Here is a 12,427-nt window from a genome sequence, read left to right on the forward strand (position 1 = left end):
TTTACCTTTCCAATGTCATTATTACAAAACCAATCAGCATCCTTATAAAAGCATTTCAGGATGTTGCAGAAGGAGAAGGGGATCTGACAAGACGAATTCCTGTTAAGTCAAAAGATGAACTTGGGCAACTGGCTCAATACTTTAATATATTTATCATCAAACTTCAAAAAATAATCGTTCAAATATCAGGTCAGATAACCAATATTGACAATGCCTCTTTATCTCTTCAATTTGTTACATCTGATCTACTAAATATTGCAGAAGACACTTTTGAAAAATCTGCCACAGTTGCATCTGCTGCCGAGCAGATGAGCAGTAATATGGCTGGTATTACAACATCAATAAGCCAATCTTCAGGCAATGCCGACCTTGTAGCAGCAGCAGCAGATGAGATGCACACCACCATCAGTGAAATTTCCAAAAACACAAAAATTGCGGAAGATATTTCACTCAAAGCATTAGACAAAACAATGGAAAGCAACAAAGAGATGGATGAGTTTTCTAAAACAGCAGATGCCATTGAGAAAACTGCGGAAACTATCAAGGAAATATCTGAAATGACCAATCTGTTAGCACTCAATGCTACCATTGAAGCATCAAGAGCTGGTGCTGCCGGCAAAGGATTTTCCGTTGTTGCCAATGAAATCAAGGAGCTTTCAAAACAGACAGAAGAAGCTACCGTTCAGATAAAAAAACATATTGCACATGTACATCAAACATCTTCAAAAGCAAACCATTCAATGAAAGAAGTAACAGAGATACTTCTCCAGACTCAAAAAATAATTTCTTCCATATCAATTGCCTTGCAAGAACAAACTTCTGCCACCCGTGAAATATCAGTTAACATTGAAAATCTTTCCACAATGTTAATTGAGATAAATGAAAACGTCGGTGAAAGTTCACAAGTTTCAAATCAAATTTCTCAGGATATTGGATTGGTCAATCATGCTTCAGAAAATATCTCATCAAGTAGCAGCAAGTTAGATAAAAATCTCCTTGAATTAAAAGATATGTCTGTTCAGCTAAAACGTATTGTCGATAAATTTATTGTAAATTGATATTTTTTGAGGCCACCACGGATATCGCCCGAAACGCCGATCTTACATCCCACGAAACCCAGGAAGTCTCCCGCAGGATTCATGAGGTCAAGGTGGGAGCGGAGCAAACCCGGGGCATCTCCAGGCAGGTACACAAGGATAGTCAAGCGCTCTCCAACGGTTTAGAGCGGCTTTTGAACGAGGCCATGCAGAAGCTCTCCTGTGTCGTTTTGAGTGGCGATCAAGCAGCGTCCTGAATATCGGTTGTTTGTGCTCTCTTTTTTAAAGAATAGAGGATTCCCGAAACCAATGCCGTAAAAGGTGCCACTGTGACCAAGCCGAAACTTCCCACCAGAATGTTCAGCACTTCAGTAGCCACAAAAGGTGCGTTTAAAATGTTGGCCGGCGGCAGTCCCTTGGCCATAAAGAGAAGAAACATGGTAATGTGGCTGCTGGAGTAGGCCAGCAGAAGGGTTGTGGTCATGGTGCCGATCACCGCTTTTCCGACCCGAAGCCCCGACTGAATATGTTTCAACAACCCGATTTCCGTATGATTTCGCTTGATTTCATCCATGCTGGCGGCGATATCCATGGCCAGATCCATGACGGCTCCGGAAGAGGCGATAAAGATGCTTGCAATAAATATATCGGTCAGGTGGAGGTCATAATATCCCGAATAAAGCAAGGTTTCCGCAAAAGGCCGCACAGCACCGTGAAGCTTGAATGCTTTGGCAAACCACACCGCAAGACAGCAGGTGAGAAGGACACCCATCATGGAACCTGTAAAAGCGGCGATGCCCCGACGGCTCAACCCTCCCACGGAAAAGGTGATGACCGAAATAAGCAGGGCGACAATGACCAGGCCGGTGAGCAGTGGAGGATATCCCCGCAGCAGAAGAGGAAAAAACAGTTTCCACAATACCATTGCCGCGAAAACAAAAGAGAGCATGGCTTTAAAACCGGTAACGCCGGCAACGGCCATTAAAAGCAGTGCAAAAAGAACAATCAGCAAGAGTTGCAGTCCTAACCGGTAGTTGCCCCGGGCGGTGCCGTGACGGGGCTTGCCGTCCACAACATCATATTCCACAAGCACCGTATCTCCCACCTCATAAAATTCATCAAATTCCATTTTGCCGGTCAGCACGTTTGAGATGGTTAATTCATCCCCCTTGTTCGGGCCGTTGAGCAGACGGACTTTCAAAAACTGGGTTTCTGTTTTGACGATCAGATTGACACGGACCTGGCTGTTGTCCACGTCAATGATCAAAGCACGACTGTGAAGGCCTGCCGGTGCCTGTGGTATTTTAGCCAGATCCAGAAACGCGAGACCGATGCATATACCCGCAATCATCAGGGAGAACAACCATTCCCGCTGAACGGTCGACATGTTATCACCTCTTTTAAGAATTAAAAAGCGGTGCCACTTACTAAGCAGCACCGCTATTCAAATATTATGAGCTATCCGTAATTAGGTTAGGTTCGTACCGAAGCAAACTTAATTCATTGTTTTCCACCCCTTAGAGATTCTATCGAATAAATTCCGCTCAGGTACTTATGTTATTTTACAACGGGCAGTTCAGCGGTAATACCCATAATGGATGCTATTTTTTTTGCGATGTCTGTATTGTCATAGAAACCGGAAAAGATAGCGGCATCGCTCCCCTGCGCGAAAAGGGGCACCGGAACTCCGGTGTGGGAATAGCTTGTCCAGCCGATACTGGCCTGCTCGTTCAGGACATGGGTAATCGTAACGGTTATGGGTTCATATGAGCCGTACAGGTGAGAATTTTGGGAGTCACTCTTATCGTAACCGCAAAGGGAACATTGCCAGGCCCATGCCATTCTCTCCTGCTGGTATGTGCTGAGTTCTTCCCAGTTGAGGCCAAAGTCATTTTGTAACAGAGTGATTATTGAATGGGCTGCATTCAATGTGTTGTTGTTCTCACAGACCGCCTGGCTGTACTGTTCCTTGTATTGAGTCCATTGGTTTTCATTGAAATAGACAAAACTGTTTTTCTGACCAAACAGTTTTTCATAATATGATTTGTAACCGGTGGTGGCATGACCGATGGTCATGCCACCTGTTTCATGATCACCGGTAACGACGATCAGCGTGTCGTCAGGATGACTTTTGTAAAATTCCAGAGCCATACCCACGGCATTGTCGAAATCGATCATGTCGCCGATAACAGCCATGGCGTCATTGGCATGGCAGGCCCAGTCGATTTTGCCGCCTTCAACCATCAAAAAGAAACCGTTGTCGCTGGCTCCGGTATTCCCTTGAAGCACATTGATGGCGACATCGGTCATTTCTGCAAGGGAAAGGTTGGTTTCAGGGCGATCGATGGCATAGGGCATGGCATCACCGTCCTGGAGCCACGGATTGATGCAGACCACTTTGTCTTTAGGGGTTGTTTTTAGCTCCAAAATCGATGTACGGTCATTCAAAACCGTGTAGCCGGCATCGTTGAGCATATTCCAGATGTTGTGTGAAGTATCACCGTCCCGTGCCGGACCTTCCGGGGAGATCAAGCCGCCGCCGCCAAAAAATTCATAACCGGTTTGGGTCAGTTGGGCGGCGATATTGTTATAGTAGTTGCGGCTGGAGACACTTGCGTAATATGCCGCAGGTGTGGCATGGTTCAGGGGAACACTGCTGATGATGCCCACTTTCTTGCCCAATTCCCGGGCGAGTTCGGCCACACTTTTATAACCGGTGGTCTTGGTGTTGTCCATTCCAATGACACCACTTCGGGTCTTTATACCGCTGGCAAATGCCGTTGCCGAAGATGCAGAGTCGGTCATCAGGGCAAACGCGTCGAAGGTTGTTTGCATACCGGCCACAGGCATCTGGGTCATTTTTAACCGATTATCAGGATTGAGAAGATAATCTGCGTTCAATTCCCCCGGATTGGGTCCGATTTCCAGACCATTGTCGACGGCATTCTTTGTGGCAAGATAGGCTTCGGTTGCCTGAATCTGGGTATTGGACATGCCGTCACCGAGGAAAAAGAATACATATTTGGGTGGGGATGCGATGGCTGTTGTGATACAAAGCGTCACGACCACAATTGCCATGGTCATTGCTTCCAGCTTTTTTATGAGTCTCATTTTTTTTCCTTATCGAAACTTGTTAAAATTTATGGCGTTTTACAAAGTTGAAGCAACAATAATTGTTTGCCGTAAAAGGCAGATGCCTTCCTTATCTCTTTACCGTGGAAATAGGTTCATTATTTCCATGGTCGGGGGGACTGAACCTCAGCCATGCCCGTTTAATTCCGTTCACCTCCTTTTCCGTAATATAAAAATATAAACAATGGCTGGAATCTACTATGGATGGATTAAGTTTTTATTAGGACTTTGTTTTTTTTATGTAAGGGAAAGCATAAAGAAATAAGAAGGGAGATGGGCGAAGATATAGATTTTCAAATCAATAACGTCCATGTCAGGCCACCTGACATGACCGTTATAGGGAGCGGATGCCACCGACTCAAAGTTTCTTCAAATTTCTTTAAAAGCAATGTTCCCAAATGAACTTTTAATCATCTGCTAATATAATTCTAATGCTGACGGTTTACAACAGGTGTGTTGTGAATGGAAATAATCTGATAACAATTCAAAACCGGAGGCAAGAATGAAAAAAATGGCGTTTCACCTGAAGTCAAAATGTAATCTTTTATTCATAATGTTGATCTGCACACTGCTGATGATTCCAGTATGTGCAACTGCAAAGACACCGAAAAATATCTTCCTTTTTATTGGAGATGGCATGGGATTCCCCCAGAAAACAGCGGCAGAACAATACAGTAAAAGCCCACTGATGATTGATACCCTACCGTACCAGGGAGTTACCACAACACCAGCATCAAACAGGTTTATTACAGGCTCTGCCGCAGCAGCAACTGCCATGGCATGTGGCAAAAAAACTTCCATTGGACGTATTGCCATGGATGCCGACATGACCCCCCTTGTGACCATTGCTGAAATGGCAAAAGAGAGAGGGATGAAGGTGGGTATCGTATCAAGCGTTTCTATAGACCATGCCACACCTGCAGCATTTTATGCTCATGTACCAAGTCGCTCCCAGTATTATGACATAGATATTGCCCTTGCAAAGAGCGGTTTTGACTACTTTGCAGGAGGTGGTTTGAAAGATCCTGCCAATAAAAAAGGCAATGCCACCAATTTTGAGGGAGATGCCATGGAGCTTATCCTTAAAAACGGCTACAAGGTTGTTAGAACAAGAGATGAATTTAATGCTCTTTCCCCTGAAGCTGGAAAAGTTCTGGCCATAAATGGATGGCTTCAGGACAGTGGAGCGCTTCCCTATGACATGGATAGGACTGAATCTGACATATCTCTTGCAGAATTTACTGACAAAGGAATAGAACTTCTGGAAAACGATAACGGTTTCTTTATGATGGTTGAAGGTGGTAAGATCGACTGGGCATGTCATGCAAATGATGCTGCAGCAGCCATCAAGGATACCCTTGCATTTGACAAAGCGGTTGAGAAGGCTTACGCCTTTTACAAAAAACATCCGGAAGATACTCTCATTATTGTTACAGGAGATCATGAATGCGGCGGCATGTCTATTGGATTTGCCGGGACACAGTACGAAACCTACTTTGATGTCCTGAAGCATCAGAAGATATCTTTTACGCAGTTTGATCAAACAATTATCAAATCATTGAAAGAAAAAACAGAAACACCAGCCTTTGATTCGCTTAAAAGTGTGATTACTGAAAATTTCGGACTTGCGTTTACAGGGGATGAGAAAAACACACTTTTGCTAAAACCCCACGAAGTAGCTCAGCTTGAAGCTGCATTTGTAAAAACCATGAAAGGAGATACAGAAGGTTCAAACGATCCAGAAACATATCTTCTCTATGGTGGATATGAACCTCTGACAGTTAGCATCACTCATATTTTAAATCAAAAAGCGGGAATTGCATGGACATCTTACAATCACACAGGTGTACCCATTGCTACCTCTGCAGTTGGAATCGGAGCTGAATCTTATCAGGGCGCCTATGATAATACAGATATTGCTCTAAAACTTATGGATATCATGGGAATTAAAGCAGCACCTGTTTATGCTGTGAACTAAGTTGATTATATTTCAAAGATAAAGATATGAGATATAATGTTTTAGACAGTGTTATTTGTGCCAAATCTTCAAGGTAAATTTTAGAACTTACCACTTTGGGCGGACTTTTCCATAAATACTTGCTTTTGTAGCTGATAAAATGGAAATTCCTATACTATAAATTTAAGGATTTACTAAATATGCGAAGCCCCGTAATGATAACCATAATGATTATTTCAGCATTAATTTCCATGGGATCGTTTGCAGTTGCCGAAAAGAACGGCATGGAAAATAAAGACAACATTCAACTTGGGCCGCGCCCATCCTACCTTGTCAATGACATGGATGAAGGGGATCTGAAAAATGATCTTGAAGAGTGCGTTGACGGCCCGTTTTACAGAACTGATTTTTCCATAGGTCATAGGGGAGCTGCCATGCAGTTTCCTGAGCATACAAAAGAATCCTATGAAGCTGCTGCAACCATGGGAGCCGGCATTTGTGAATGTGACGTTACATTTACTAAAGATAGGGAACTGGTTTGCCGCCATTCACAATGTGATCTCCATACCACAACCAATATTCTTGCAATCCCTGAACTTGCTGCCAAGTGTTCCGAGCCTTTCACACCAGCAGAGTTTGATCCTGCCACCGGAGAGTTAATCAAACCTGCCTCTGCTAAATGCTGTACCAGTGACATAACTCTTGAAGAGTTTAAAATGCTTAAGGGAAAAATGGATGCATCTGATGCCAGAGCAAAAACTGTCGAGGAGTACATGAATGCCACACCGAGCTGGCGCACGGATCTCTACACAGCCAAAGGAACCCTCATGACCCATGCGGAAAGTATAGAGCTCTTTAAAAAACTCGGCATGAAAATGACCCCTGAATTGAAATCACCCAGCGTCAAGATGCCCTTTGATGGGGATTACAGCCAGGAAAAGTACGCACAGCAGATGATTGACGAATACAAAAAGGCAGGCGTTGATCCCAAAAGTGTTTTTCCCCAGTCTTTCAATCTGAATGATGTGATTTACTGGCTTAAAACAGATCCACAATTTGGCAAACAGGCAGTATATCTGGATGGACGGGATGAGGAAGACAAAAATTTTGACATCACTAAACCGGAGACATGGTCTCCGACCATGGAAGAACTGTTCAACAGAAACGTCAGGATTATTGCCCCCCCCATGTGGATGCTTCTAAGTGTGGAAAACGGGAAAATTGTCCCCTCCGAATACGCCAGAAGGGCCAAAGCAGCCGGTCTTGAAATAATCACCTGGACACTTGAAAGATCCGGGCTTTTGAAAAGCGGTGGTGGATGGTATTACCAAACCATTAAGGATGCTATTAACAATGATGGAGATATGCTTGTTGCCCTGGATGTATTGGCTCAGGAGGTTGGAATACTTGGTATCTTTTCCGATTGGCCTGCAACAGTTACTTTTTATGCCAACTGTAGAGGCTTAAAATAGTACAAACACTCAAGCTATGAAAGCTCTAATTTTTCATTTTGATTACAAAACAAAACACTTCCAACCTTACTAACTTTTTTACTCCTGGTACGCTCCTCCGTATCAGCAACCGGCGGTACAGCAGAACATTGCTGTACCGTCTTTATTTTTAGTGCCTTGTTACCCAATATCGGTTTAAAAAAACAAGAAAATGGGGAGAGACACATGGATTGTTGGTTTCCCCCGTTTGAAACAGGATAACAATAACTATGAAATCTAATCTGCTGAATCCCAAAAACAGAGACTTTCTCCTGGTCTGCTTTTTCATACTTCTTTCCATGGGAATCTCTTTGTTACCCACAGGATTTGAAAAACCTGAAACAGAGAGGGCCATAAGGTGCAAGGCCAAAGTTGTGGCCATAGATAACGAACAGGTACAGCGTTTCGGTATTGTCAAAAGCGGTGACCAAGCCGTTGAACTTGAAATTCTGACCGGACCCTTCCAGGGGAAAGTATATAAAGCCAACAACCCCCTTCTGGGGCAGATGGCCATGGATAAACTTTTTGTGGAGGGGGATGAGGCTTTTGTGGTGCTATCACTGGACAGCAACGGAAAGGTGATTTTTGTAAATCCTGTTGATCACTATAGGATTTCCCTGGAGCTGATGCTGCTTGGCCTGTTTGCCCTTATGCTGCTACTGTTTGGTGGATGGACCGGCTTAAAAGCGTTAGTTTCATTTGTTTTTACTGCTCTTGTCCTCTGGAAAATTCTGGTTCCTTCTCTTTTAAGGGGTATGGACCCGGTCATTTTGACCCTTGGGGTTACAACAGGGCTATGTGCCGCCATTATTCTTCTGGTTGCAGGAGTGACCCGAAAAGGTTTTACCGCACTGGCAGGAGCTTTCCTTGGTGTACTTACAAGCGGGGTCATGGCCATATATTTTACGGCAGAGTTAAAGATTCACGGTGCTGTAATGCCGTTTGCAGAAACATTGCTCTTTGCGGGCTTTAATTACCTTAACCTGACAAAACTATATGTAGCAGCCGTTTTTCTGGCAAGTTCCGGTGCTGTAATGGACATTGCAATGGATGTTGCCGCAAGTATGCACGAAGTCTCAGAACGTGATCCTAATATCACCCCTGTAGAACTTATGAAATCTGGTTTTAACGTGGGAAGGTCGGTGACAGGCACCATGACCACAACACTATTGCTTGCATATTCCGGCGGATACATAACTCTTCTTATGGCATTCATGGCCCAGAGTATTCCTTTGAGCAATACCTTCAACCTGATTTATGTATCATCGGAAATTGTTAAAACATTGATCGGCAGTTTTGGTCTTGTAATGGTTGCTCCATTTACCGCTATTGTTGGCGGGTTTATTTTTACAAAATCCGGAAAAGTTAAGAGCCATTTTCACCAAATGATATAATATAATCAAGACATTCATCTCTCATTAGCGGAGTAGAAAAATAATAACCTTGAAAAATAGAGCAGCCCAGACCTTTAAACCGTTCACATTGTTCATAGGTTTCAACGCCTTCCACAATTGTACGTAATTTCAGGTTTTCACCCAGACTCATAAGAGTGCTGACAATATGGTCATTAATCCCGTCCTTACTCTCTTTAGTCAGAGATCTGTCAATCTTTACAGTATCTATGGGAAATGCGTTTATATAACGAAGAGATGTATGTCCCATGCCAAAATCATCAATAGCTACATGCAGACCTAAAGAACGAAGCTCATGTAGGGTGTCAAAAGTCGTATCATTTGGTGTAACAGCAACTGACTCGGTAATTTCTATTTCTAAATGATGCGGTGCAACTTTCGCATCAGTGAGAATACCCACAATACTTTTTACAAGTTCCGGATTGTCCAACTGCTTTGCAGATAAATTGACTGACATAAGAAAATCGCTTCCTATGTCCGGCTTCCATCTCAGAAATGAAGAGCATGCACTCTTAAGTACAAAGCTGCCAAGTTCGTCAATAAAACCGCTGTCCTCTGCAAGTGCAACAGTCAGGGGAGGAGGAATCATACCGTAAACAGGATGACGCCAGCGCAACAAGCACTCCACACCCTCAACTCTGTTCATTTGCGTATTGACCTGTGGTTGATAAACAATAAAAAGTTGATCATCTTGTATAAGAGCTCTGGCAAGATCATCTGCCAATGATCTTGCCAGAAAACCTTTTTGTCCGGAACGAGTCAGGCATTTTTTTCCGCCAGGGCCGGGAATAATATCATCAGCAAAATCCGCCAGAATTTTTATTGATTCCTGCATCTGCCGTTTATGTATTTTTTCCGACAACAGAACAAAAGGTAAATATATCAAAACCCCTATACTTAAATTAATTATTTGTACAAACACACCTGCAATAGATCCTGTTGCAGTATAGCCACTGAAAAGGACAGGAGATGTCCAATGCACGCTTGCTGTAGTATGCGGTAACCAATCTATCACAGTGAAAATATAGGCCGTGACAATATTAATTAATGGAGTAAACAGGAAAGGGAAAAAATAAATCGGATTGAAGATTATAGGTATCCCGAAAAGTAAAGGTTCGTTAACATTGCACAATGCCGGCAACAGGGCAAGAGAACAGAGCCTGCGGTTACCAGGGTAACGGCTTTTAAGCAATACAGCTATTATCAGGCTCAAAGTAGAACCGGATCCACCCATATATGCAAAAGCATCCAAAAAACCTTTGGTCATAATATGTGGCGGAGGGGTATTGGCCAATGCAGCCTGGATATTGTCCAACATGGCTGCATCCAAGGTCTCCTGTCCAAGGTTGAAAAGCATGTTAGGGCCATGAATTCCAAAAAACCAAAGTATCTGTGCGACTTCAGTATAAAGGATTCCAAAACCTAAATCTCCGGTCTGCGTTGCAAAAACAAGCCCCATGAAATACTCAAGAAAAATGTCTGCCCTGTGAAAAAACGAGTCAAAAAATACCCGCAAAACAGCAAAAATAAAAATAGTAAGGCTTGCAGCCGGCATCAAGGCTATAACCTGAAATGTGGAAGGGTCTTGGCCAACGATGGTAAATGATAAACGGATTCTACGCCAGTTAGCCAGTCGCATAAAAACAGTGCTGACCATAAGAGATACAGTAATTGCAAATATGAGACCACGATCCATAGAAAATTGCTCTTTCCATATGTCAGAAGGGCCTATCAATATGATGTAGCAAGAGAGTGTCACCATTGTACTCATGGCCGGATTGATAAATTGTTCATCATTGTCCAGGTTCAGCAAATGGGAAAGATTAAATGGTATGGCGCAAACAACTGTTAAAGAGGCTATACCGAATGAACCATCAGCAATAGATTCAAATACAAGTCGCCAATCAGCCCCAAACATCTGATCAAAAAAAGATAAAAAACATGGAAAAGGAAAGTTTAGTACACACAAAGAGAAGGCACCCACTAAAATCAATGGAAACGGAAATAAAAGTCCACGCTGAATAGCACGGAGATAAGGGTTGGATGACAACAGTTTCAGCAGATTAAGAACAAGCTGTATAAAAAGGCTTCCTTGAGATTCATTAGCAGTTTTCATTTATATGTATCCATTTTCAGCATGCTTCATGACCACCTTTCACATTCTGAAATCAAAATAAGTTTTTCAGGGTGTCCCACCGAAAAAGTGCAAAATACTTTTGTGGTGATATGAGGATGCCTGATTTTCTTGGAGTTTAACTAATGCACCCCTCCAGGTATTTAATTACAATTTAAGAATTCTGTTTTTACGCTTCTCATAAATTCTCAGCCCTAAATAGGTGAAACCGGCAAGGAAAATCATCCCAAGAATCAGGCTTCCGTAAGCTATGGGCAAGGGAAGATGTCTGGTCATCATTGAAAATTCTGACATGCCTCCAATACTTGCCAGAATGTTTAACGGCATGCAGACAACACTTAAGACAGTCAATCGTTTAATATCTTTGTTTTGGTTAATACTTATAGAACTATCTGTAGCATCCAATAAAAATTTCATTTTGTTGAACAGAAATGCAGTGTGACCGTCCAGAGACTCAATATCCCGCAAAATTTCTTTTACCTCCTTATACTGCTCAGGAGAAAGGATTTTGCGGCGCATCAAAAATGACAATCCATTTCGGGTATCCAGTACATTGCGCCGTATGCGCCCGTTGAGATCCTCTTCAGCAGCAATCATTGAAATCAGCTTTTCCGCCTCATCGTCACTGATGCGGGCTCCCAGTACCAGTGTGCCCATATTCTCAATCTCGACGTAGATACTCTCCAGGGCATTGGCCGAATATTCCACATCAGCAGCATAGAGATCCAACAGGATATCCTTTGCTTCTGTGACATACCCTGACTCCGCACGTGCACGCAATCTTTGGAGGCGGAACACAGGAAGCTCTTTAGTACGTACCGAAAACAATGTACCTTTTTTCAGAATAAAAGCAACTGCAACATTGCGGGATTCATTTTCCCTGTCCAGGAGAAAATCAGAGTGCAGATGAAGTTCTCCATTATCTTCCACATAAAAACGGGCACTGGTTTCCAGATCAGTTAATTCCATGGGATCGGGAATATCTACTCCGAAAATTTCCCTTGCCCATGCCAGTTGTTCACTCTCCGGCTTTACCAGATCAATCCAGATAGGTTTTGCACCTGCAAGATCTTTTTTCGATCCTATGGGGATTTGCCTCAAACATCCTTCATGAAGATCAAAGACCCTTATCATGGTACTTTGATTTCGTGGTTTTATATCATCAACCAGCTCTACCCGCATGGAATCCGATATTCCCAGCAAAATTTCTTCCTTTCGTTCGTCACGAACGTGCTGCCAGACAAACTGGTGGTCCGAGGAAGGAA

At 43.1% G+C, this 12,427-nt stretch carries 8 protein-coding genes; 4 read left to right on the forward strand and 4 right to left on the reverse strand.

The features are described 5' to 3' along the window. Positions 1-1,058: methyl-accepting chemotaxis protein (locus MTBBW1_RS09960; protein ID WP_139786723.1), on the forward strand; the 1,058-nt coding region annotated here is incomplete at its 5' end. 220 nt (positions 1,059-1,278) lie between these two features. Here MTBBW1_RS09960 and MTBBW1_RS09965 read toward each other — a convergent pair. Together MTBBW1_RS09965 and MTBBW1_RS09970 are read right to left on the reverse strand one after the other, a co-directional pair. Beyond that, positions 1,279-2,424, reverse strand: a complete 1,146-nt coding sequence (locus tag MTBBW1_RS09965; protein WP_080802723.1) for a YibE/F family protein — start codon at positions 2,422-2,424, stop codon at positions 1,279-1,281. Positions 2,425-2,594: 170 nt separating this feature from the next. Next, entirely contained in the window at positions 2,595-4,148 is a 1,554-nt protein-coding gene (locus MTBBW1_RS09970; protein WP_080802726.1) for an alkaline phosphatase, read from the reverse strand. A 523-nt stretch (positions 4,149-4,671) separates the two neighbouring features. Between MTBBW1_RS09970 and MTBBW1_RS09975 the strand changes: the two genes are divergently transcribed. The 3 genes from MTBBW1_RS09975 to MTBBW1_RS09985 all read left to right on the forward strand — a co-directional run bounded on the left by MTBBW1_RS09975 (position 4,672) and on the right by MTBBW1_RS09985 (position 9,010). After that, positions 4,672-6,147: an alkaline phosphatase gene (locus MTBBW1_RS09975; protein WP_080802730.1), complete on the forward strand. Its 1,476-nt coding sequence runs from the start codon at positions 4,672-4,674 to the stop codon at positions 6,145-6,147. Between the two features lie 179 nt (positions 6,148-6,326). Continuing rightward, positions 6,327-7,598, forward strand: coding sequence for a glycerophosphodiester phosphodiesterase family protein (locus tag MTBBW1_RS09980; RefSeq protein WP_080802733.1), 1,272 nt, complete (start codon positions 6,327-6,329; stop codon positions 7,596-7,598). 248 nt (positions 7,599-7,846) lie between these two features. Beyond that, on the forward strand, positions 7,847-9,010 hold the full coding sequence (locus MTBBW1_RS09985; RefSeq protein ID WP_080802736.1) for a YibE/F family protein: 1,164 nt from the start codon (positions 7,847-7,849) through the stop codon (positions 9,008-9,010). On the opposite strand, the gene MTBBW1_RS09990 is transcribed toward MTBBW1_RS09985, so the two are convergent. Next, on the reverse strand, positions 8,982-11,144 hold the full coding sequence (locus tag MTBBW1_RS09990; RefSeq protein WP_080802738.1) for an EAL domain-containing protein: 2,163 nt from the start codon (positions 11,142-11,144) through the stop codon (positions 8,982-8,984). The two genes, MTBBW1_RS09985 and MTBBW1_RS09990, sit on opposite strands and share 29 nt — an antisense overlap. Positions 11,145-11,309: 165 nt before the next feature. After that, positions 11,310-12,427, reverse strand: a 1,118-nt coding sequence (locus MTBBW1_RS09995; RefSeq protein ID WP_080802740.1) for a CorA family divalent cation transporter, incomplete at its 5' end; no start/stop codon positions are given.

It is taken from the genome of Desulfamplus magnetovallimortis, assembly GCF_900170035.1.
Classification (GTDB): Bacteria; Desulfobacterota; Desulfobacteria; order Desulfobacterales; family Desulfobacteraceae; genus Desulfamplus; species Desulfamplus magnetovallimortis.

Coding starts and splice junctions, on each gene's coding strand:
- MTBBW1_RS09980 (WP_080802733.1), top strand. CDS start 6,327: ATGCGAAGCCCCGTAATGATAACCATAATGATTATTTCAGCATTAATT.
- MTBBW1_RS09965 (WP_080802723.1), bottom strand. CDS start 2,424: ATGTCGACCGTTCAGCGGGAATGGTTGTTCTCCCTGATGATTGCGGGT.
- MTBBW1_RS09985 (WP_080802736.1), top strand. CDS start 7,847: ATGAAATCTAATCTGCTGAATCCCAAAAACAGAGACTTTCTCCTGGTC.
- MTBBW1_RS09990 (WP_080802738.1), bottom strand. CDS start 11,144: ATGAAAACTGCTAATGAATCTCAAGGAAGCCTTTTTATACAGCTTGTT.
- MTBBW1_RS09975 (WP_080802730.1), top strand. CDS start 4,672: ATGAAAAAAATGGCGTTTCACCTGAAGTCAAAATGTAATCTTTTATTC.
- MTBBW1_RS09970 (WP_080802726.1), bottom strand. CDS start 4,148: ATGAGACTCATAAAAAAGCTGGAAGCAATGACCATGGCAATTGTGGTC.